Source organism: uncultured Thermus sp., assembly GCF_938010445.1.
Lineage (GTDB): Bacteria > Deinococcota > Deinococci > Deinococcales > Thermaceae > Thermus > Thermus altitudinis.
This window is the reverse complement of the sequence record NZ_CALLUR010000109.1, coordinates 1-20,769: the sequence shown is the minus strand read 5'-3', so window position 1 is coordinate 20,769 and position 20,769 is coordinate 1. Positions and strand designations below refer to the sequence as shown.

The 20,769-nt window shown below is 65.2% G+C and carries 18 protein-coding genes, 1 tRNA gene and 1 pseudogene; 9 read left to right on the top strand and 11 right to left on the bottom strand.

Annotated elements, in window-relative coordinates:
• Positions 1-43: 43 nt before the first annotated feature.
• Together soxY and Q0693_RS06335 are read right to left on the bottom strand one after the other, a co-directional pair.
• Positions 44-496: a thiosulfate oxidation carrier protein SoxY gene (gene soxY, locus Q0693_RS06340; RefSeq protein ID WP_298630060.1), complete on the bottom strand. Its 453-nt coding sequence runs from the start codon at positions 494-496 to the stop codon at positions 44-46.
• Positions 489-920 carry a thioredoxin fold domain-containing protein gene (locus tag Q0693_RS06335; protein WP_243030257.1) on the bottom strand — a complete coding sequence of 144 codons (432 nt, stop codon included), beginning with the start codon at positions 918-920 and terminating at the stop codon, positions 489-491. The genes soxY and Q0693_RS06335 overlap by 8 nt, the downstream gene beginning before the upstream one ends.
• Before the next feature lie 242 nt (positions 921-1,162).
• On the opposite strand from Q0693_RS06335, the gene Q0693_RS06330 reads away from it, so the two are divergent.
• The 5 genes from Q0693_RS06330 to Q0693_RS06310 all read left to right on the top strand — a co-directional run bounded on the left by Q0693_RS06330 (position 1,163) and on the right by Q0693_RS06310 (position 4,457).
• A complete protein-coding gene (locus Q0693_RS06330) occupies positions 1,163-1,609 on the top strand; it encodes a cytochrome c (protein WP_298630058.1) in 447 nt (148 codons plus the stop codon).
• A gap of 55 nt (positions 1,610-1,664) precedes the next feature.
• Positions 1,665-2,624, top strand: coding sequence for an ABC transporter ATP-binding protein (locus Q0693_RS06325; RefSeq protein WP_298630056.1), 960 nt, complete (start codon positions 1,665-1,667; stop codon positions 2,622-2,624).
• Positions 2,621-3,232 (top strand): thiamine diphosphokinase, encoded by a 612-nt coding sequence (locus tag Q0693_RS06320; protein ID WP_298630054.1) that lies wholly within the window; start codon positions 2,621-2,623, stop codon positions 3,230-3,232. The genes Q0693_RS06325 and Q0693_RS06320 overlap by 4 nt, the downstream gene beginning before the upstream one ends.
• A gap of 81 nt (positions 3,233-3,313) precedes the next feature.
• Positions 3,314-3,389 (top strand) — tRNA-Lys (locus Q0693_RS06315).
• A 36-nt stretch (positions 3,390-3,425) separates the two neighbouring features.
• Complete coding sequence (locus tag Q0693_RS06310) at positions 3,426-4,457, top strand: DUF815 domain-containing protein (RefSeq protein ID WP_243030253.1); 1,032 nt, start codon at positions 3,426-3,428, stop codon at positions 4,455-4,457.
• Here the strand turns inward: Q0693_RS06310 and Q0693_RS06305 are convergent.
• Positions 4,443-6,104: a CTP synthase gene (locus Q0693_RS06305; protein ID WP_243030252.1), complete on the bottom strand. Its 1,662-nt coding sequence runs from the start codon at positions 6,102-6,104 to the stop codon at positions 4,443-4,445. The two genes, Q0693_RS06310 and Q0693_RS06305, sit on opposite strands and share 15 nt — an antisense overlap.
• A gap of 126 nt (positions 6,105-6,230) precedes the next feature.
• Here Q0693_RS06305 and rplM point away from each other — a divergent pair, with 126 nt between their 5' ends.
• A complete protein-coding gene (gene rplM / locus Q0693_RS06300) occupies positions 6,231-6,662 on the top strand; it encodes a 50S ribosomal protein L13 (RefSeq protein WP_114312893.1) in 432 nt (143 codons plus the stop codon).
• Entirely contained in the window at positions 6,662-7,048 is a 387-nt protein-coding gene (rpsI, locus tag Q0693_RS06295) for a 30S ribosomal protein S9 (protein ID WP_243030251.1), read from the top strand. Before rplM ends, rpsI begins: the two co-directional genes overlap by 1 nt.
• Here rpsI and Q0693_RS06290 read toward each other — a convergent pair.
• The 8 genes from Q0693_RS06290 to Q0693_RS06255 form a co-directional block, all read right to left on the bottom strand.
• Positions 7,045-9,684 carry a UvrD-helicase domain-containing protein gene (locus Q0693_RS06290; protein ID WP_298630050.1) on the bottom strand — a complete coding sequence of 880 codons (2,640 nt, stop codon included), beginning with the start codon at positions 9,682-9,684 and terminating at the stop codon, positions 7,045-7,047. The two genes, rpsI and Q0693_RS06290, sit on opposite strands and share 4 nt — an antisense overlap.
• Positions 9,681-11,876: a hypothetical protein gene (locus tag Q0693_RS06285; protein WP_298630048.1), complete on the bottom strand. Its 2,196-nt coding sequence runs from the start codon at positions 11,874-11,876 to the stop codon at positions 9,681-9,683. Before Q0693_RS06285 ends, Q0693_RS06290 begins: the two co-directional genes overlap by 4 nt.
• Before the next feature lie 133 nt (positions 11,877-12,009).
• Positions 12,010-12,435: a hypothetical protein gene (locus Q0693_RS06280; protein WP_243030285.1), complete on the bottom strand. Its 426-nt coding sequence runs from the start codon at positions 12,433-12,435 to the stop codon at positions 12,010-12,012.
• 42 nt (positions 12,436-12,477) lie between these two features.
• Positions 12,478-13,050 carry a hypothetical protein gene (locus Q0693_RS06275; RefSeq protein ID WP_298630046.1) on the bottom strand — a complete coding sequence of 191 codons (573 nt, stop codon included), beginning with the start codon at positions 13,048-13,050 and terminating at the stop codon, positions 12,478-12,480.
• A gap of 23 nt (positions 13,051-13,073) precedes the next feature.
• Positions 13,074-14,378, bottom strand: a complete 1,305-nt coding sequence (locus tag Q0693_RS06270) for a HAMP domain-containing sensor histidine kinase (protein WP_298630044.1) — start codon at positions 14,376-14,378, stop codon at positions 13,074-13,076.
• A complete protein-coding gene (locus Q0693_RS06265; protein WP_243030246.1) occupies positions 14,353-14,997 on the bottom strand; it encodes a response regulator transcription factor in 645 nt (214 codons plus the stop codon). The genes Q0693_RS06270 and Q0693_RS06265 overlap by 26 nt, the downstream gene beginning before the upstream one ends.
• Entirely contained in the window at positions 14,994-16,949 is a 1,956-nt protein-coding gene (locus Q0693_RS06260; RefSeq protein WP_298630042.1) for a protein kinase, read from the bottom strand. The genes Q0693_RS06265 and Q0693_RS06260 overlap by 4 nt, the downstream gene beginning before the upstream one ends.
• Positions 16,949-17,704, bottom strand: a complete 756-nt coding sequence (locus Q0693_RS06255; RefSeq protein WP_243030244.1) for a protein phosphatase 2C domain-containing protein — start codon at positions 17,702-17,704, stop codon at positions 16,949-16,951. The genes Q0693_RS06260 and Q0693_RS06255 overlap by 1 nt, the downstream gene beginning before the upstream one ends.
• Before the next feature lie 23 nt (positions 17,705-17,727).
• On the opposite strand from Q0693_RS06255, the gene Q0693_RS06250 reads away from it, so the two are divergent.
• Entirely contained in the window at positions 17,728-19,473 is a 1,746-nt protein-coding gene (locus tag Q0693_RS06250) for a hypothetical protein (RefSeq protein WP_298630041.1), read from the top strand.
• 41 nt (positions 19,474-19,514) lie between these two features.
• Positions 19,515-20,719: pseudogene (locus Q0693_RS06245) on the top strand (MFS transporter).
• Positions 20,720-20,769 lie beyond the last annotated feature (50 nt).

The following is a 20,769-nucleotide window of genomic DNA, read 5'->3' as shown; positions in this document are numbered from 1 at the left end:
GGAGTCAAGCGAACAATAGTGCGAATGGCCATCTTCCACCTCCTTAACCGCAACCACCCACGGTCACGCGGGTGCTAGCCGAGGCCAAAAGCAGTTTGCCGTCCGCGGTCTCCACCACCGCCCGGATGGCGCTGGTCTCCGCCAGGCGCACCCGGGTGGCGTAGTAAGGCAGGGCCTTCATGGGCATGAAGCCTACCAGGTAGGGGGTGGGGTTCTTGTCGGCAAAGAGGTGGATAGCCTTCACCTGGCCCGGAGGGAGGTTCACCTCCACCTCGGCAGGAACGTTGGCCCCGCTCTCGGCAATGGCCGGCATGGTGAGCTTGATGAGGTTAGAGGGGGTCAGGTCCTTAAAGGTCTTGCCCAAGACCTCCTTTAGGGCCTTCTCCAGGTTGGCCAGGTCCTCCCCCTCGAGGCCCTGCGCCAAAGCGGGAACCCCCGAAAGGGCCAAAGCCCCCAGGGCTACGCCTGTGGTCCTTAGAAACGCTCGCCTATTCACCGCATACACCTCCCTTGGCACAGATCTGGCGCAACTCTTGTAAGAACTGCGCCCGGGACCGGCTGCCAAAGAACCGGCCCACCTCTTCCCACGTCCCCTTGCGGAAGACGAGGAAGACAAAGCTTGGGGTGCCCGGCACCCGGTAGCGCCGGGCCAGGTCTTGGCCTTCTTGGGTTTCGGTGCCCACAGAGGCCACCACAAAGCGCTCCTCCAAAAGCCGGCTCACCTGGGGATCGGAAAGGACGAAGGTGTTCATCTGGTCGCAGTAGGGGCAGTGGGGGCTATGGAAGTAGACCATCACCATCCGCCCATGGGCCTGCCCAAGGGAAAGGGCCGCATCGTAGGGATACCAGCGGCCGAAGTCCAAAGCCGCCAAGGCCATGGCAAGTAGGGGAAGGGTCAAAAGTACCTGGTATGCCTTCATCCGATACACCCCAAGGGTACACCCAAGGACATTTGTACCCTAACACTACCCCCAAAACCCTGTCAAGCACCCCTGACACAACCTGTCCCCTCTCAAAGATAACAAAGGCATAATAAACACTGGCTACATCCCTTACCCCCCGAGTGTATACCTGAGATTTAAGAAAAGCTAAAGGTTTAGGCCCTCCAGTCCCCTTGACACCCAGGACGGGACAAAATACCCTGGTAGCCCGGAGGGTAAAGATGAAACGGACCCTAACGGCTCTCCTCCTTATCGGCAGCCTGGCCTTGGCCCAGGCGGACGGCGCTAAGCTCTATGGTCAGTGCGCGGGGTGCCACCAGGCCAACGGGCAGGGGGTACCAGGCGCTTTCCCGCCCCTGGCAGGCCACGTTTCCGAGATCCTTAACCTCAAGGGCGGGCGGGAGTACCTGATCAAGGCCCTCCTCTGGGGCCTGCAGGGTCAGATTGAGGTCAAGGGCATGAAGTACAACGGAGCCATGCCCGCCTACAACGGGCTAAAGGATGAGGAGATCGCCGCCCTTCTCAACCACATCGCCACCGCCTGGGGCGACGACAAGAAGGTCCCCGGCTTCAAGCCCTTCACCGCCGCCGAGGTGAAGGCCCTTAGGGGCAACAAGCTCACCGCCCAGCAGGTGCTGGAGGAGCGGAAGAAGCTCGGCTTGAAGTAAGGAAATCCAAAGGGGAGCCCTGGGGTCCCCCCAGGGCTCCTTGTTTAATGGAGGAGTGCTGGAGCTATCCCTGCAAAAGGCTTTTCCCGGTTTCCGGCTCGCCCTGGAACTCTCCGCAAAGGAGGGGGAGGTGTTGGCCCTTTTGGGGCCATCGGGAAGCGGAAAGAGTACCCTGTTAAAGCTTATTGCCGGGTTGCTAACCCCAGACCGGGGCTTCGTTCGCTTCCAAGGCCAGGACCTCACCCCTTTGCCCCCGGAAAGGCGGGGGGTGGGGTTCCTCTTCCAAGACTACGCCCTTTTCCCCCACCTCACCGTTTGGGAAAACATCGCCTTCGGCCTGGTGGAAGCCCGCTGGTCCCGGAAGGAGCAGGAGGCACGGGTACGGGAGCTTCTGGAAAGAATGGAGCTTTCCGCCCATGCCCAAAAGCGCCCACAAGAACTTTCCGGGGGCGAGCAACAACGGGTAGCCCTGGCCCGGGCCCTGGCACCCCGGCCCAGGCTTCTCCTCCTGGACGAGCCCCTGGGGGCCCTGGACCTGAGGCTGAGGGAGGAACTCCTCTTCTTCCTGCGCAAAACCCTAAGGAGCGAGGGCATCACCACCTTGGTGGTGACCCACGACCAAGGCGAGGCCTTCCTCCTGGCCCACCGGGTAGCGATTTTGAACAAGGGAAGGTTGGTTCAGGTTGGCCCCCCGGAAGAAGTGTACGCCAGGCCCCAGGATGCTTGGACTGCCCGTTTCCTAGGGCATAAGAACCTGCTTTCCCCAGAGGAGAGCCAGGCCCTGGGCCTACCCCCCAGGCCCCACCTCTTGCCCCAGGCGGCCTTGCGCCTGGGAGGAGACCAGGAAGGGGTGGTGGAGGAGCGCCTTTTCTTCGGCAGCCGGGTGGGGCTTTGGGTACGCCTTAGGGGCGTGAGGGTGTACCTGGAGGCCCTGGATCCCCTCCCCCATCTGGAGGAAGGGGCCAGGGTCCCCCTAGGCCTGGACCTTTCCCAAGCCGTACCCTTGGAGGGATGAGGCGCTTCGCCCTTCTCCTAGGCGGGCCCCTTCTGGTAACGGCGGCCCTGCGGGAACGCCTAAAGGCCTACCGCTTAATGGCGGCGGATTCGGGCGCCCGGCATGCCCTGGCCCTTGGGCTTCCCCTGGAGCTATGGCTTGGGGACTTTGACTCCAGCCCCAAGTGGCTGCACAACGCCCTTTCCGCTCCCAAGGAAGGGCTTCCCCGGGAGAAAGACCTTACGGACGGGGAAGCCCTGGTGCGCAAGGCCCTGGAGCTGGGGGCCGAGGAGCTCCTTCTCCTGGGCGGCATCGGGGGGCGGTTGGACCATACCCTGGCCCACCTGGAGCTTTCCTTCCTTCTGGCCCAAAAGGGGGTGCGGGTAGAGCTCACCGATGGGCTTACCCGGGCTTTCCCCCTCCTCAGGGGAAACCACATCTTTCCCTTGGAAGAGGGTACGCCCTTTAGCCTTATCCCCTTTTCCGAGGCTACCTTGGGGGTAGAGGGGGCGCGGTGGAACCTCCCCCCCACCCCCCTGAAGGCCACCACCCTCACCCTGGAAAACCAGGCCCTGGGGACCCTCCAGGTACGGGTGGAAAGGGGAAGGGCGGTGCTCTATCTGTTCTAGGCGCCTTGACAGGGGTTTACAGGAAGGCTACACTAGCTTTTGGCGTTAAGGCCAACGCCATACACCCCCACGGTGTAGCTTGGGCCGCTAGCTCAACCGGTAGAGCAACCGACTCTTAATCGGTGGGTTACAGGTTCGAGTCCTGTGCGGCCCACCAGAAGACCCCGGGAAACCCCCGGGGTTTTCCTTTACCATGGGGCCCATGAGGCTTCCCCAGACCCCATCCGACCTACTGGACCTGGATCTGCCCCGGGGTGAACCCTGGGGCTACGCCTTTGCCCAATGCCTTCTTAGGGCTCCCTGGGCCTGGCGGGCCCTTAGGCCCACCCCGGGGCTTATGCAACTGATACGGCAGGACCTCGAGGCCCTCTCCCAGGAGCTGGAACAGAGGCGGACAGCGTATCCCTTGTCGGACCTGGGGGAACGCCCACCCCACCCCGCCGAGGAGGAGGCCTTGGCCGCCCTCCTCGCCCGCAACCCCGAGGCCCTGACCCGGGTGCTTCAGACCCACGGCCCCTACCCTTTCGCCCTCTACCGGGCCTTTCGCTTTTCCGGCGAGGTATACCCCCGCACCTTCCGCCTGCCCCGGGAGGACGAGCTTATTGGCTACGAGGCCCAACTCGAGGCCCTTAAGGCCAACGCCCTTCGTTTCCTGTCGGGCAAGCCGGCCCTCCACATCCTGCTCTATGGAGCCCGGGGCACGGGCAAAAGCACCGCCGCTAAAAGCCTCCTCCACCTTCCCCAGGCCCGCATGGTGGAGGTGGAACCCAAGGCCCTGGCTCACCTGGAAAACCTCCTGGAGAGGCTGGCCCTGGTCCCTCACCGGTTTTTCCTTTTCCTGGACGATCTTTCCCTGGACCCTGAGGAGGAGGCCTTCCACCACCTTAAGGCCCTCCTGGAGGGAAGCCTGGAAGGGCCTCCGGACAACGTCCTGCTTCTCGCCACCTCCAACCGCCGCCACCTGGTCCGCCACCAGGGGGAAAACCCCTTACCCGGGGCCGACCCCAGCGCCTGGGACGAGCTTCAGGACACCCTAGCCCTCTCCGAGCGTTTCGGCCTGGTCCTCACCTTCCCCCCCTTTGACAAGACCCTTTACCTGAAGGCCGTGGCCCACCACCTGGGCCGCTCCCTAACCCCGGAGGAGGAAAGGGAAGCCCTCCGCTTCGCCTTGCAGAAGGGCTTTTCCGGGCGGGTGGCCCGGCAGTTCGCCCTAAGCCTTCTCTAGGGCCCTCGCGTGCCGAAGGGCCGCTTCCACAAATCCAGCAAAAGGCGGGGAGGGGCGCATGGGCCGGCTCTTGAACTCGGGGTGGCTTTGCAAGCCCAGGAAGAAGGGGTGGTCCTCAAGCTCTATGGCCTCCACCAGCCCCGCCCCCCGGCCCCGCATCCCCGGGGTGGTGGCGGAGATCACCAGCCCAGCCCGCTCCAGCTGGTCCACATAGAGGGGGTTCACCTCGTAGCGGTGGCGGTGGCGCTCAAGGGCTTCCTCCTTGCCGTAGAGGCGGTGGAGGAGGGTGCCCGGGCGGATGCGCATGGGCCAGTCCCCGAGGCGCATGGTGCCTCCCAGGCCCTCCACCTCCAGCTGCTCGGGCATGAGGTCAATCACCGGATGGGGGGTATAGGGGTCAAACTCCGTGGAGTTGGCCCCCTTAAGCCCGGCCACGTTCCGGGCAAACTCAATGACGGCGATCTGCAACCCCAGGCAGATGCCCAAGTAGGGAATGCCCTTCTCCCGGGCGTACTGGGCCGCCCGCACCTTGCCCTCAATGCCCCGGACCCCAAACCCGCCGGGGACCAGGATGCCGGCAACATCCCGGAAGGCCTCGTCCAGGTCGGCCCCCTCGAGGCCCTCCGCATCCACCCACTTCACCTCCACCCGGGCCCCATGGCGGATGCCCGCATGCTTCAGGGCCTCCAGGAGGGAAAGGTAGGCGTCGGGCATCTTCACGTACTTGCCGGCGATGGCGATCCTTACGGTGCGCTCGGGGTGCTTAAGAACCCGCACCGCCTCCTGCCAGAAGGAAAGGTTGGGGAAAACCGGCTCCAGGCCCAAGGCCTTTTCCACCACCCGGCCTAGGCCCTGCTCCTCCAGAAGGAGGGGGATCTCATAGATGTGCTCCACGTTGGGGCTACTGAACACGTGGCCGGGGCGCACATTGGTGAAGAGGGCCACCTTCTTGCGCACCTCCTCCGGCACCGGCTTCACCGAGCGGAGGACCACGGCATCGGGCTGGATGCCCACACCCCTTAGGGTGGCCACGGAGTGCTGGGTGGGCTTGGTCTTGAACTCCTCGCTGGTCTCCAGGTAGGGGACCAGGGTGAGGTGGATGTAGAAGGTATTGGCCTCCCCCTCGTCAAAGCGAAACTGGCGTATAGCCTCCAGGAAGGGGAGGCTCTCTATATCCCCCACCGTGCCCCCCACCTCCACCACCACCACCTCGGCCCCCTGCTCCTCAGCCACCTGGCGGATGCGGTCCTTGATCTCGTCGGTGATATGGGGGATCACCTGCACCGTCTGGGAAAGGTACTCCCCCCGGCGCTCCTTCTGGATCACGGAAAGGTAGACCTGGCCCGTGGTGAGGTTGTTGCCCCTGGAGAGGTCCAAATCCAAGAAACGCTCGTAGTGGCCGATGTCCAGATCCGTTTCCGCTCCGTCGGCGGTGACGAAGACCTCCCCATGCTCGTAGGGGCGCATGGTGCCCGCATCCACGTTCACATAGGGGTCAATCTTGATGGCGGTAACCCGGTACCCCCGGGCCCGGAAAAGGGCCCCCAGGGAGGAGGTGAGGATGCCCTTGCCCAGGCTGGACACCACACCCCCGGTGACAAACACGTACTTCCTTGGCCTTTGGCTACTCTCGGAAACCCCGTTCACGGGACCCCAGCCTACCACATCTGGCAAAAGGACCTGGGGTTATGGTAAAGTTTTCTTTGGCGTTCTTGCGGGGTCCCCCGATCCCCCGGCAAGAACAGGGTGTATCGCTTAAGGAGGGCCCTGGAAATGCAGCCCAAGACGTACGTACCGGAAAAGATTGAACCCCGGTGGGTTCTCATAGACGCCGAGGGCAAGACCTTGGGGCGGCTGGCCACCCAGATCGCCACCTTGCTCAGGGGCAAGCATCGCCCCGACTGGACCCCCAACCTCCCCATGGGCGACTTCGTGGTGGTGGTGAACGCCGACAAGGTCCGCCTCACCGGCAAGAAGCTCAAGCAGAAGATCTACACCCGGTATAGCGGCTACCAGGGGGGCCTGAAGGAGATTCCCGCCGAGAAGATGCTTGCCACCCACCCGGAAAGGGTGCTGGAGCATGCGGTAAAAGGGATGCTACCCAAAGGCCCTCTGGGGCGGAGGCTCTTCAAACGCCTCAAGGTCTACGCCGGCCCCACCCATCCCCATCAGGCGCAGAAGCCCGTTAAACTGGAGGTCAAGTGATGGAGCAGTATTACGGCACCGGCAGGCGCAAGGAAGCGGTGGCCCGGGTTTTCCTGAGGCCCGGAAGCGGCAAGGTCACCGTGAACGGCCAGGACTTCCAGGATTATTTCCAGGGTTTGGTGCGGGCGGTGGCGGCCCTCGAGCCCCTGAGGGTGGTGGATGCCCTGGGGCGCTTTGACGCCTACATCACCGTGAGGGGGGGCGGCAAGAGCGGCCAGGTGGACGCCATCAAGCTGGGGGTGGCCCGGGCCCTTCTCCGCTACAACCCCGACTACCGGGCCAAGCTGAAGCCCTTGGGCTTCCTCACCCGCGATGCCCGGGTGGTGGAGCGGAAGAAGTACGGCAAGCACAAGGCCCGCCGGGCACCCCAGTACTCCAAGCGTTAGGTAAGGCGAGGTTCCCGCCCCTGGGAGAGCATCCCAGGGGCTTTTTCCAACTCCTCAAGGGCCTCCCGAAGCTCCCCTGGCGAGAAGACGTGGACCTTCTTGTGCCGCAAATAGACCAAGCGGGCCTCCGCCTCCACCCCCCAGGCCCGCCGCACCGCCTCCCAGTAGAGGGCCAGCTGCAACCGGTAGCGCCCGGGGTCCATGGTCTGGTCGGTCTTGTAGTCCTCCAGGTGCCACCGGTCCCCCACCCGGTAAAGCCGGTCCAGAACCCCGTGCCAGACCGTCCCCGCCAGGGGCAGGACCAAGGGGAGCTCGGGGTGGTCCTCGAGGCGCCCCTCCAAGGGGGGCAAGACCTCCCCCAGCATCTCCTGGTGGTTGAGGAGGAGGATCCGCACCTCAGCCAAAAGCCTTGCCCTTTCCTCCTCCGAAAAGGGCAAGGCCACCTCCTGCAGGAGAAGGGAGCGCATCTGGGCCTCGTCCTCCGGGTCCAGGTTGCGGGCGAGGGCGTAGTGGACCAAGGTACCCAGGGCGCGGGCAAACTCGGGCAAGACCTCGGCCTCCAAGGCCTCCGCCAAGGGCCAGGGCTCCCCCTCCGCCTTCTGGTAGGCGCTGGGGGAGTAGAGGGGAGGAAAGGGCTTGGGTTCCAAGGCCAAGGGGGCATAAGGGGCTGGGTGCAAAAGGGAGGCCGGCGGCAGTGAGGGCGAGGGGAAGGAAGCCCTAAGGGGGTGGACCCGTACCCTGGGGTCTTGGGACTCCGGGCCTAGGCCCAAGTCCATGAGGGCCTTGGCCCAAGGGCCTGGCCGGGAAGAGGCGCTTCCCGTGAGCAAAAGGACATCCCGGGCCCGGGAAAGGGCCACGTAAAGGAGCCGGATGGCCTCCTTGTCCTGGGCCTCCTTCAGGCCTTGCTTCACCCCCTGGTAGGCGGGCGTGCCCTTCAGGGCCACCTCTCCGCCGAGTCCAACCAGGAGGGAATCCTCCTGAAACCGCTCGTTCCGGGAGAGGTCAAACACCGCCACCACCGGCCATTCCAACCCCTTGGCGGCGTGCACGGTGAGGAGGTTCACCCCCTCGCCCCCCTCGGGGAGCTCGGCGGCCTCGGGGTCCGTGGCCCGCACCCTGAGCCACTCCAGGAGGGCCTCGAGGTCAGGAAAGCGCTCCGAGGCCGCCAGGAGGAGAAGGGTGTCCAGATTGGTGCGGGCCCTAGGGGAAAGCCGCCCCAAAAAGACCTCGTCCCGCACCAAGGCCTTAAGGGCCTCCAGGGGCCGCTTCCCGGCCAGCTCCCTCAGCCACTCCAGCCGGGCCTGGGCTTCGGCGGGGAGTTGGGAGAGCAGGTCCTTCCAGGGGGATTGCTGGGGTAAATCCCCCAACCTTCCCAAATCGGCGCCCACGAAAGGGCCCCGCAGGAAGGCCAAAAGGGAAAGCCGCTCCTCGGGGGAAAGGGGAGCCTCGGGTTCCAAAAGGCTCAGCCTAAGGGCATGGTAGATATCCCGCACCTCCGGGCGGATGAAGAAACTCCTTCCCCGGCGGATACCGTAGGGAACCCCCAGGGCGCGGAAGGCCCGTTCCAAGTAGGGAAGGCTATGGCGGCTTCGCACCAAAACCGCCATCCCTGGGAAGGCATACCCTTGGTCCCGTAGGGCCAGAAGCCTCTTCCCCAAGACCAAGGCCTCTTGGTGGCGCTTCCCATCCAGCTCCCCTTCCCCTCCCACCCAGTGCACCTCCAAAAACCCCCTTTCCCGCCGTCTAGGCCTCACCAAAACCCGTTCGGTTTCGGGGAAGAACCGCTCCACAAAGCGGTTCAGGAACTCGGCCAGCTCCCCGCTGTGGCGGAAGGTTTCGTCCAGAAAGCGAACCTCTTCAGCCCTCCCCAGGGCCTCGCGGAAAACCTCCACCCGGGCGTTGCGGAAAAGGTAGATGGACTGCTTGGGGTCCCCCACGGCCACCACCTTGGCCCCCTCCTCCTCCAGGGCTTGGAAAAACCGCCCCTGCAGGGGGTTTATATCCTGGTACTCGTCCAGGAAGATATGGCTAAACCGCTCCACCACCCGCCTCACCGCCTGGGGGTTTTTTAGGAGGCGGAGGGCTTGGGCCTCGAGGTCCCCTGGCCCTAGGAGGTCTTGGGTACGGGCCTGGTACCTCCTAAGGACCTCCTGGAAAAGGGCATAAACCCCTTCCGCTCCCGGCAAGGGCCGGAGGTCTTCCGCCAGGGAACGCTTTTCGTAAAGGGCGCCAAGCGCACCCAAAAGCCCTTCCGCCTCCCCGGGGTCCAGGCCCTTCAAGTAGAGGAGGCTGCGGGCCTCCTCCAGGAAGAGGGCCTCGGCAAGGAACTCGTCCAAGACGGCGAAATCGGGGTCCAGGGAGAGGAAGGGGGCCGCGTGGCGTAAGGCCTCGGCCATGAAGCCGTGGATGGTGGTGAAAAGGGCGCCATAAAGCTCCCGCTTGGCCGTCTCCCCCTCCCCATCCCCCAGGGCTTTAACTTCCTCCAGGATGCGTTCCCTAAGCTCCTCAGCCGCTTTACGGGTAAAGGTGAGGGCGGCCATGCGCCGCAGGGGCACCCCTTGGCGCAAAAGGGCCAAAAGCTCCTGGACCAAGGCATGGGTCTTCCCCGTGCCCGCTGAGGCCACGTAAAGCTTCACCCCTCCTCCTTTCGGCAGAGGTCTTCAAGGCCGCAGGCGTAGCAGTGAAAACCCGGCTTTGGGGGAAAAGCCCCCTTGAGCCAAAGGCGATAGGCTTCGTTCGCCTGTTGACGCACCTCCTCCACTGGCTTGGGCAGGGTTCCCGGGGTTTGACGGCGAAGGAGGGTAGGCTTTCCCATCCAAGGCCAGACCCAAAGCCTAACCTCGGCCACATCCTTGCGGCCCAGCAAGACCCCCAGGGCATACCACTCCGTCCAGCGCCTTTGCGGCCCCAAGTCGGCTTTCGCTCCTTGGGGCAACAGGCGGTAAAGGTGCAGGGTTTCCCCCTCCCGCCGCACCCCATCCAGGCGTAAGGGAGGTTTCCCAGGCAAGGTGGACCAAAAGCGCATCCCCTCCCAATGGGCCCGATGGGCCTCCAACCAGGGACCCACCTCGGGGTGGGCCAGAACCTCTCCCAACTTGGTGGGCAGGAGGTGCCACCCCAAGGCCCCATCCCGCCCCTTAAGGTCAAACCGCTCCACGTAGGCCCTAAAAGGGCACTCCCGGAAGCGGCGGAGGACCTCCAGGTGGGGCGGGGGCTCCCGCCCCGTGGGCAGGGGCGGGGTAAAGGGAAGCTGGGGAAGGGCCTCGAGGCGGCTTGCCGGGGGCAAGGGCTCAGGCTTAACCCCCCTCTCTAAGGGCGGGTAGAGCCCCGAGGGGCCGGCCTCCGGGTAGAGGAGGAACACCTCCTCCCCCCGGGTGGAAATCTCCTTCCAGAAAAGGGAGTCAAGGCCCTTAAGGCGCCGGGGGAGTCCCTTTAGAAGCCCCCTTTCCCTAAGCTCTTCCAGGAGGAAGTAGTCCTCCCGCTCCCGTAGGCTATAGCGCCCCGCCACCCAGTCCAGCACATAGGCCCTTTTGGCCCTTATGCCGAGGGCCCTCAAGGGAGGAAGCAGGGCCACCCCCCGGTTGGGCTCTGGGGGCAGGCTTTCGTCCAAAAGCAGGCTCCGCCACCAGGCCAAGGGATTCCCCCTATCGGCCCGTAGGGCCAGGCGCAGGCGGGCAAGGAAAGGCTCCTGAACTGCGATCCCCAGGCGCTCCAAGGCTTCCTCGGCCCAGGCCAGAAGGTCGGGCCCCGGGGTGCGGAGCCCTTGGAAGGCCCGCCACTCCTCCTCAAGCCCTTCCCGCTCGGCCAAAGCCCCAAGGGCCTCCTCCCCCGCCAGACCCAGCCTCAGGGCCTTCCTCCCCAAGGCGGGAAACCCCAAGGCCAGAAGGTCCCGCCCCGTGGGGAAGGGGTTTACAAGGGCCAGCACCCTCTCTCCTTCCTCCGTGTCGGCCAAGGCCCTTTCCCGGCCATCGTAAAGGGGCAGGCCGTACTCGTCCTTGAGGAGGAGAAGCCCCCCGATGCGCTCCTCGGGAGCCACCACCAGGACCTCCCAGGGATCCAGGCCTTCCCCACCCAGCGCCTTGGGGGCCAGGGCCCGCTTTAAGGCCCTAAGGAGGTAGCGGACCTCCTCCACGGGGTTGGCCAGGGCCAGGACCTCCTTTTTTACCGGCCTAGGGGAAAGGGCTTTCCAGGGCGCAAGCCCTTCTGGGAGGAGTTCCGCCGTGAGGAGGACCGGCACCTGCTGGGCCAGGCGCCTGAGGAAGCGGAGGTCCAAAGGACCCACCTCCCGAAAGCCATCCACCACCACCAGATCGGGCTTGGGGAAAAGGCGAAGGGGCACCCGGCCTGCCCGGTGGCGGAAGTCATCGTAATCCAGGGCCTGCCCCTTAAGGCGTTGGTAGGCGAAGTAGACCTGCCTGAGCCTTCCCGCCTCCCCCTCCTTGGGCAGGGCCAAGGGGGAAAGGCCATAGCGTTTGAGTTCGGCGATGGCCCGGGCAAATAACCGCGCCTCCCCCGGGGCGATCCCCTCCCCGTAGAGGCTCCTTAAGGCCTCCCCCACCAGGGCCACCCTTCCCGCCCCGGGAAGCAAGGGCCCAAGCCGGCCCACCTCGGCCAGCACCCGGTAGTACAGGGCCTGGAAGGACATGAACTCCAGGCCCAGCACCGCCTCCTGCCCGCCGAAAAGACGGTAGACATAAGCCCTTTGGTGGGGCAGGCCCACCCAGTAAACCCTTCCCCGTCGCCTTAGCACCTCCAAGGCCCACTCCCGGGCCAAAGAGGTTTTCCCCGAGGCCGGAGGGCCCAGAAGGGGATAAAGGCCGGGCTTCATATGGGAACATTTTAAAACCGCAGGGCATTTGCCCTGCACTAAGCCTCAGGGCCTGCTATGCCCTTTTGCCCTGGGTTATGGGCTCCCTAGGGGGCTCCGCCGGCGTCCCTCTTGCTGAAGCCAGGGGGTGGTCTTAAGGGGTATCCCCGGCAGGAAGGGGTAGGGGGGAAAGGTCCTGGCCCAGGCGCAACACCCCCACCACCCGTCCCCGGTGGAGGATGAAGCACCGGTACTCCCCCGGCAGGACCACCACCCACCGGGCCAGGGAAAGCTCCCGCAAAAAGGGAAAAGGCCGCTTACGTATGGGCCGGCCCCTGGGGGGGCCCATGTGGGGCATGGGCCTATCCCCTTCCAGGGCCAAGAGGAGCAAGGGCTCCTTCTGGCCCAGGACCAGCAAAAAGGTATCCCCTTCCCGGTAAAGGGCCTGGACCTCGAGGACCCGCACCAGGGCCCCGCAGCGGTTTAGGACCTCTTCCGGGGCCAAAACCAGGGCCTTAGGGCCCCCCTCCCCCAGGGCCAAACCCCCAAGGCCGAGGAGGAGGACCCCAAGCCACCGCATCATGCCGCCATGGTAATCGGGCCCTGCCCGGGTAGGGTAGGGTTAGAAGCCGCGCTCCGCCGAGATCAGGGCCAAGGCCGCCCGCGCCAACAAGAGGGCCCGGCCAGGTTCCTTGGAGAGCCTATTCTTGGCCTCGGCCACCAGGTCCTTCACCAGGTTGTCCTGGGCCCGGTAGTAGGCCAGCTCCTTCTCCGCCCGGTCCACCGCCACCGGGGCCCTTTGGGCCAAGCGGGCACCTGGGTCTTGCCCTTTACCCGGGGGCAAGGCGTGGCCCCTAGGCCCATAGGGGTGGTGCATCCCCAGGCCCCTATGGGGCACGGGCCTTTCCACCCGGGCCCGCACCTGGGGCTCCCCTGGGGCAGCCCGGAAGAGGAGAAGGGCCGCCTGGGCCTCCCGTGCCGCCTTGAAGTAGTTCTTGGCCTCGTAGCTCTTCTCCGCCCGGGCCTGCACCTCCTTGGCCCAGGCCAGAAGCTTCTCTTCCCCCGTGGCCCCTTGGGCCACCGTTTCCAGCCGGGCCAGGGCCGCTGCCGCCTTGGCCGCCTGCCGGTAATCGGTGGCCTGGGCCAGGGAAAGGCCCGCCGCCAGAACCAGCACTCCCACGAACATGCTCTTCATCCCAATCACCTCCAAGGGCTAGGTTAGCCCCCCTCCCTAAAGGGCGCATCGGGGGAAACCTTAAGGGAAGCTAAAGGCAGAAAAAGCCCCACCGCCGCCCCACCCCGGTTCTCCACCGCCGCCTTTCCCCCATGGGCCCGGGCCACCGCCGCCACTAGGGCCAGGCCCAACCCCGTGCCCTTTCCCCCATGGACAAAGGGTTCCAAGGCTTTCGGCAGGAGTTCTGGGGGAAAACCCGGGCCTGAGTCCACCAGCCAAAGCCACACCCCTTCCCCCTCCTTCCGCAGCTCCGCCCTTAGGGGAAGCCTCCCGTGGCGGCGGGCGTTATCCACCACGTTTTCCACGGCCAAGGCCAAAAGCTCAGGGTCCGCCCAAAGCCTTTCCTCCCCCTCCACCCTTACGTCCCACTCCGCCAAAAAGACCTTGGGGTCCAGAAGGCTAGGCCGGGGGGGCGTGGCCTCCAGGCGGGATAACCGCAGAAGCCCCGAGAGCAAAGCCTCCATGCGCTCCGCTTCCCGCAAGGCCCCGTGAAGGGCCTTGGGTTCAGGCTGGCGCAACAGCACCTCCAGATACCCCTTGAGCGCCGCCAAGGGGTTGCGCAGCTCGTGGGAGGCATGGCGGGCAAAGCGCCTTGCCGCCTCCTCCTTTTCCGAAAGCTCCCGGATGAGCCCCGCCACCTGGGCTAGGCGGAGGTTCAACGCCCTCACCAAAGGCCCCAACTCCGCCACACCGGGATCGGGAAGAGGGCTTAGGTCCTCAGGCCTCCGCGCCTGGAGGAGCTGGGTAAGCCTGGCCAGAGGGCGAAGGGCCCAGGAAAGCCCCAAGGCCGAAAGGAGGAACACCCCAAGAAGCACCCCACCCCCCCAGGTGAGGTAGAGGAAAAGAAGCCGCCTTCCCAAACCCTTAACCCCTTCCAAGGGCACCGCCAGCCCAAACCCTCCTTCCTCCTTGGGTAGGGCCACGTACAAGGTCCCGTCCCTTACCCCCTGGTAAACCCTTCCCTCCGCCAAGGCCTGCAGGAGGTCCTTGGGCAAAGGCCAGGTACCCACCTCGGAGTAGGCCACCCGCCCCCTTTCCACCACAAACCCTACCCCACCGCCATAAACCTGGGCCAGGCGGAAAAGTTCCAAGAGCAGGGCCTCCTCTTCCCTCGCCCCCTCCTCCCCCAGAAGGTAGAGGCGAGTGTAAAGGGCCCGGCGCAGGTCCTCGCTGGCGGCCCTTTCCGCCTCCCTGGCGGAAAGGAAGGCTAGGGGCAGGGCCAAAAGCACAAGGGCCAAGAAAAGAAGGGCGAAAAGCCTGCCCCTAAGGGAGGAAAAGGCGGTAGCCATAGCCGCGCACCGTCTGGATGGGATTGGGCTCCCCCAGGGCCTTCCTCAAGAGGGAAAGGTGCACCTCTAAGGTGGCGGGCTCCACCTCCTCCCCCCAGACCCTATGCATCAGGGCCTCTTTGGAAAGCACCTCCTCCGGTGACTCCAAAAAGGCCTTCAGGAGGAGAAAGGCCTTGGGGGGAAGGGAAAGCCGCCTTTCGCCGCGGAAGGCTTCCATGCGCTTTGGGTAAAGCCTGAGGTCCTTGTAGGCCAGCACCTCAGAGGGACCCTTGGTCCGGCGCACCAGGGCCTCGAGGCGGGCCAGGAGCTCGGAAAGGCTATAGGGCTTGACCAGGTAGTCGTCGGCCCCCTCCCTTAGGCCCTTCACCCGCCACTCCACGGCATCCAAGGCGGTGAGCATCAGCACCGGCACCTCTGACCGGGCGCGGATCTCCTTAAGGAGGGAAAAGCCATCCCCTTCCGGCAAAAGCACGTCCAAAACCACCACCTCTGCCCAGGGCAGAAGGCTTAGGGCCTCCTTAGGGTTTTCCGTGGACCGTACCTCGTGCCCCTCCAAGGCCAGGCCCAGCTCCAAGGCCTCCCGTACCCCGGGGTCGTCCTCCACCAAGAGCACCCTCATGCCGGATTCCGCCAAAGGGCCAGGGCCCGCACCGGGGCGTAGACCTCCAAAGGCGGCAAGGCCTCCCCGGTCTTCAGGTCTATGCGCTGGATGCGGCTCGCCCCGCGCCGGGCAGCATAGAGGATGCCCCCGAAGGGCAGAAGCTCCACCAGGCTCCTGGGGTCCTCTCCTTCCAAAAGGGGCAGGACATGGGAAGCCAAAAGCCTTCCGGAAAGGTCCACCACCCGCACCTTGGCCGCCTCCACATCGTAGAGGTAAAGCCTCTCCCCCTCCACCCCCACCCCGCCCAGGAGCCTTAGCTCCTCGCTTTCCTTAGAGCGGCGGAAGGCATAGCGGGATAGGTAGCGGCCATCCAAGGAGAGGCGCTGCACCTGCCGGTTGCCGTAGTCCAACACGAAGAGGAACTCCGAGGTGGCCACCAGAGCCTTGGGGTCTTGGAAGGTGCCCCGGCCCGTTCCCTGACCGCCAAAGCGCTCCTGGTACTGGCCCTCTAGGTCCAGCCGGCTCACCGTGGCGGTTTCCGAATCCAGAACGAAAAGGCTACCATCCGCCACCGCCAGAGCTGTGGGAAAAAGGAACTCCCCAGGCTTCATCCCATAGGGGCCGGTGGATAGGAGAAGCTGGCCCTCGGGGGAAAAGCGGTGGAGGAGCTTGGCCCCATGCTCAAAAACCGCCATCCAGATCCCCCCTTCGGGATCGGCGGCCACCGCCAAAGGCGGGGCCGGGAAGTAGCCGGGGCCCGAGCCGATGCCGGAGATGAGCCGGGCGGCGGTACCCGAAAGGTCCAGAAGCCGCACCGTGCCCTTTTTGGCCTCCACCCCCACCAAGAGGTAGAAGGGATGGGGCAACCCCTTTTCCTCCTCCCAGGAGCCGGAGAGCACCTGGACCACCTCGTCCAGGGTGGGCCGCTTGGCGGGGTCCTTCTCCAGCATCTTCAGGACCAGATCGGAAAGAACCTGGGGAATCTGGGGATTGAGCTGCTTGGGAGGGGTGGGCACCTGGAAGATCTGCTGGTGGATCACGGTCTCGTACCCGCCGGTGAAGGGGGGCTGGCCGGTTAAGGCCTCGTAAAGGACGATCCCCAGGGAGTAAATATCCGAGCGGTGGTCCAGCTTTTGCCCCTTGGCCTGTTCTGGGCTCATGTAGACCGGGGTGCCGATCCGGGCCCCGGTGATGGTGAGGCGGGTGAGGACCTTGCCGGCGGCGATGCCGAAATCCATGAGCCGCACCCCCCTGGGGTCCACCCCCTCCTCCCTTAAGGCCCCCTTGAGGATCATGATGTTGCCGGGCTTGATGTCCCGGTGGACGATGCCTTGGGCGTGGATGTGCCTCAGAGCGTCGGCCACCCGGGCCAGGATGGCCGCCGCCTGCCTAAGGGAAAGGCGCCTTTCCTCAATGAGCTTGTCCAGGCCCTCCCCCTCCAGGTACTCCATGGCGATATAGTGGACCCCATCCACCTGGCCGTGGTCGTACACCTTGACGATGTTGGGGTGGTCCATCTTGGCCAAGACCTCCGCCTCCCGGTGGAAACGGCGCACAAAGCGGGGGTCGCCCAGAAAGCGCTCCTGGGGAACCTTTAGGGCCACCAGGCGGCCCGTTTTCTTGTCCTTGGCCTTGTAAACGGTGGCCATGCCCCCCACGCCCACCTTTTCCAGGATCTCGTACTGCTTTTCCAGAGCCCGGGCCTCCTCGGTGGTCTTGGAGGCGGAGGAAGGCCGCCCCTGGGTGCGGGGACGCCTTGGGAACCGTCGCCGGGAACCCAGGTACACCCGGGGGGCCGCCAGGACCCCCAGGCCCAGGAGAAGCCAGGGGAAAACCACATCCGGCCGTACCCCCGTGGCCCAGGCAGCTCCCGAGAGGAAAAGCAAGAGAAACCCGAGGGGCCAAGGGGAGAGGCGTGAGGCCAAGGCCGCGGTAAGGAGAACCAGGAGGAAGGCCAGAAGCCCCTGCATCACTCCACCCGTAAGGCGATGGCGGTCACGTTATCGTCCCCGCCCCGGCGCAAAGCCTCGGCCATGAGGCCCTCGAGGCTCGCCTGGAGGTCCTTGCCCAAAAGCCACTCCTCCTCGGGGAGCAGGCCGTAGAGCCCGTCCGTGACCAAAAGCACCCCTTCCCCTGGGGCGAGGCGCACCTCCTTCAGATCAAAGCGGGCCTCGGGCAGACCCAGGGCTCGGGTAAGGATGTTGCGGTAAGGGTGGCGCTCGGCCTCGGTAGGGGTAAGAACCCCTTCCCTTAAGCGTTCCGCCACCCAGGAGTGGTCCTCGGTGAGCCGCTTCAGTCCCTTGGCCGTGAGATGGTAAGCCCGGGAATCCCCGATATGCCCCACCACCCCCTCCTTGAGCCAGTCCGCATAGAGAAAGGCGGTGAGGGTGGTGCCCATGCCCTTCTTGCCTAGCCTTTCCGCCTCCTTTTCCACCCGCTTGGCCGCCAGGGTAAAGGCCTTTTCCATTACCTTGGCCAGGCCCACCGCCGGGCGTCCACTCCTCAGGTGCTCGGCATAGGCCCGTACCGCCTCGGAGAGGGCCTCAATGGCCACCTTGCTGGCCCACTCCCCCGCCTCCATCCCCCCCATGCCGTCGGCTACCGCCAGGAGGAGGAGGTTGCCCTGGGGAACCTCCAGGCGCATCACCCGGTGGAAATCCTCATTGTTCTGGCGACGGCCCACATGGGAAACCGCAGCCACGGTGTAACGGGGGGCAAGGCGCATCGGACCCATTATAGGATGAGTAGGTGGAACACCTGGCCGACCTGGTGGACCTCTACGAGTACCGGGTGGAGGACCTGGTGGCAGGGCGCACCCCCAAGGGGGGCAAGAAGGCCCTTTTGGCACTCCGGGCCTTCCTGATCCAGTCCCGCCTGCCCGGCGCCCTGGCCAAACGCTTCCGCCAGGCCGATGCCCGTTTTAGGGCCTTGCGGCCAAGCCAAAGCCCTCCCCAGCCCGGGGAAACCCTTCCCCTGGACCTTCCCATCGCCATACCGGAAACCCCCGAGGAACCCAGCCAGGATACCTCCCCCTTGCGGGCCATGGCCTTAAAGGTATGGCGCCTCCTGACGGCACGGGAGGTGAGGGCCCGGGCCAAGGAGTTTCTCACCGGCAGACGGGAGGAACTAAGGCTCATCCATGCCTTCTTGCAAAACTACCTGGATTACCGGGAGAAGGAAACCTTCAAGCGGGACTTCAACCTCTCCCGCTTCCACCCCACCCACCCCATCCCCTCTCTTTCCGACAGCCTCATGGACCTCGAGGATCCCAAGGTGGCCGAGGCCTTGGTGCTGGAGTTTTTGGAAACCGCCCTGCGCCTTCCCCAAGACCTCCCCTTGCCCCCCGAGGAAACCCGCACCTATATCCGCCGCTTCCTGAACCGCATCCTGGAGTGGGAGGATGCCTATGGCCTTCCTCCCAGGCGGGACCTCCTGCCCTTGAAAAAAGCCCTGGAGGAAGCCAAGCGCATAGGGGCCAGCACCCAGGAGATCGCCCGCCTGGAGGAGCGCCTCCGGAGGGAAGCCCAGGAGGAAAGGCGGCGGGAACTCCTCCTGGAGGACGAAAGGCGCCGCTTCCACGTGGCGATGGAAAAGGTGCTCTCCCTTCTCCAGCTCCTCCCTGCGCCCCAGGGGGAAACCCCTTGGCCCAAGGTCCCCGAGCCCGGCCAGGGGGAGGAAAGCCTTCTCACCCTGCCCCTGAAGCCTGGCCGCATCACCTTGGGCCCCCTCACCCTCACCCTAAGCCAGGTGGAGGGTAGCTGGCACTTAGGGATGGCAGGCGAAGACCACATCCTGGAGGACACCTTGGTGATCCCCTGGGAGGATCTCGAGGTTCTGGCGGTGCGGGAAGGAAACCTGCTCCACCTGAGGCTCGAGGCCCGAAGCGGGCTAAGGCTTTACGAACTCCTCTCCGAAGGGCGGGTGCTGGCTCTTTTGCTGGACCCCACCCAGGACTACGCCTACCTACGCCTCCTCCGGGCCCTCTCCGCCCGCCTTAAGGGGGAGTTTAGCCCCCAGGCCTTTGGCCCGGAGCTGGCGGAAAAGTACCGACAAGCCCCCCCTGAGGCGCTTCAGGACTTTGCCCGGAAGGTTCTGGAACTCGCTAGCAAACGCCTGGGCACTACCGACCCCCTTCCCCTCCTAAAGGAGGTGGGCCAGGCCCTGGGGCAGGAGCGGGCAGCCCTGGCCTTGGCGCATGCCCTAAAGGAATACCTGGGCCGCCGTCCCCCCACCCGGGAAACCCTCGGGGGGGAGGTGCACCTCCTTTCCATCGGGGCCGAACCCCTGGCCCTCAAGGTGGGGCAAACCGTCCTTTCCGTACGTCCCAGGAACGCTTCCTCGGAAAACCCCCAGGAGGATGCCCTCTATGTGGGCCAGGCGGGCGAGGTACCCCGCAGGCTCAAGGACCTCCTGGTCTACCGCCTTGCGGAGGGAACCGTGGTCCTGGCCCGGGAGGGAAGGCGGCTGGCCTATCTGGTGATGGGTAACCCTTGACATAAGGGATTTCTTGATATACTCCCGGGCAAGGGGGTTTTATGAAAACTTTGCGACACAAGGCCTTCGCCCGCCTGATCCTCTCCTACCTGGTTTCCCAGGCGGGCAGTAAGGTACACCGGGTAGCCCTTCTGGTCCTGGTCTACCTGCTCACGGAAAACGCCCTTTGGGTTTCCCTCACCCTGGGGGTCCAACTTCTGGGTACGGTGGTCTTCTCCCCCCTCCTCTCCGCCTGGGCCGATACCCAGGACCGCAAGCGCCTCCTCGTCTGGTCCGATCTCCTTAGGGCGCCGCTTGTGGCCCTCATCCCCCTTCTTGGGGCCAAGAGCCTCCCCATCCTGCTCCTTCTCGTCTTCCTGATTGAGCTCCTGCGGGACCTGCACGACCCCATCCAAAACGCCGTGGTCCCCGACCTGGTACCCAAGGAGGAGGTGGACGAGGCCAACAGCCTGGTCCTCCTGGCGGACCGCCTTTCCGAGGTGCTCTTCGTGGGGGCCGCCGGGGTCTTGGTGGCCGCCGTGGGCCCGGCCTTTGCCTTCTATCTGGATGCGGCCACCTACCTGGCCTCAGGGCTCATCCTGATGGGCCTCCCTTCCCTGAGGCCCCAAAGGCTTCCCAAAGCCGCCTTTTTCGCCCGGGTGAAGGAGGGAATCGGCCACCTGGTGGGCCACCCCGCCCTCCGCCGGGCGGTGGGCACCCTGTTCGTGGCCGCCGCTTTCGGCTCTGTGGAAACCGCCTTGGGGGTGGTGCTGGCCATCAAGTGGCTTGGGGTGGGCTCGGCGGGGTTTGGCTTTATGGAGGCCGCCATGGCCCTAGGGGCCATCCTGGGAGGCCTCGCCATCCCCTATCTCCTTAGGACACCCCCCGGGAAAGGCTTTTCCTCCTGGGGCTTCTCCTCTACGGCATCTTTGAAGCCTCCATCGGCGCCTTTCCCCTCTTCGCCTGGGTGCTCCTGGCCTTCTTCATCACCGGCTTCCTCAACATGGCCTTCATCGTCCCCGCCCGCTCCATCCTCCAGCTCAACACCCCCCAGGAGATGCGGGGGCGGATCTTCGCCGCCTTCGGTGCGGTGATGAACGCTGCCGTGCTTCTCGGGACCATGTGGGGCGGGGCCTTGGAAGGCCCCATGGGAGCCCCCACGGTGTTCCTCTTGGCCGGGAGCCTGGTGAGCCTGGCGGCGGCCTACACCCTCCTTACCGGGGGCATCCCCGCCCCCAAGGAAACCCCTCCCACCCAAGAAGCCTAGCTAGGCTTCCCTCAGCCAGCGGGCCGCCTCCAGGGCGTAGTAGGTGAGGA

Excerpts from the sequence above, each read along its gene's own strand:
- Q0693_RS06260 (WP_298630042.1), bottom strand. The coding sequence starts at position 16,949 with ATGCAGGGGCTTCTGGCCTTCCTCCTGGTTCTCCTTACCGCGGCCTTG.
- Q0693_RS06265 (WP_243030246.1), bottom strand. The coding sequence starts at position 14,997 with ATGAGGGTGCTCTTGGTGGAGGACGACCCCGGGGTACGGGAGGCCTTG.
- rplM (WP_114312893.1), top strand. The coding sequence starts at position 6,231 with ATGCAGCCCAAGACGTACGTACCGGAAAAGATTGAACCCCGGTGGGTT.
- Q0693_RS06330 (WP_298630058.1), top strand. The coding sequence starts at position 1,163 with ATGAAACGGACCCTAACGGCTCTCCTCCTTATCGGCAGCCTGGCCTTG.
- rpsI (WP_243030251.1), top strand. The coding sequence starts at position 6,662 with ATGGAGCAGTATTACGGCACCGGCAGGCGCAAGGAAGCGGTGGCCCGG.
- Q0693_RS06335 (WP_243030257.1), bottom strand. The coding sequence starts at position 920 with ATGAAGGCATACCAGGTACTTTTGACCCTTCCCCTACTTGCCATGGCC.
- Q0693_RS06285 (WP_298630048.1), bottom strand. The coding sequence starts at position 11,876 with ATGAAGCCCGGCCTTTATCCCCTTCTGGGCCCTCCGGCCTCGGGGAAA.
- Q0693_RS06270 (WP_298630044.1), bottom strand. The coding sequence starts at position 14,378 with ATGGCTACCGCCTTTTCCTCCCTTAGGGGCAGGCTTTTCGCCCTTCTT.
- Q0693_RS06280 (WP_243030285.1), bottom strand. The coding sequence starts at position 12,435 with ATGCGGTGGCTTGGGGTCCTCCTCCTCGGCCTTGGGGGTTTGGCCCTG.
- Q0693_RS06320 (WP_298630054.1), top strand. The coding sequence starts at position 2,621 with ATGAGGCGCTTCGCCCTTCTCCTAGGCGGGCCCCTTCTGGTAACGGCG.
- Q0693_RS06310 (WP_243030253.1), top strand. The coding sequence starts at position 3,426 with ATGGGGCCCATGAGGCTTCCCCAGACCCCATCCGACCTACTGGACCTG.
- Q0693_RS06255 (WP_243030244.1), bottom strand. The coding sequence starts at position 17,704 with ATGCGCCTTGCCCCCCGTTACACCGTGGCTGCGGTTTCCCATGTGGGC.
- Q0693_RS06275 (WP_298630046.1), bottom strand. The coding sequence starts at position 13,050 with ATGAAGAGCATGTTCGTGGGAGTGCTGGTTCTGGCGGCGGGCCTTTCC.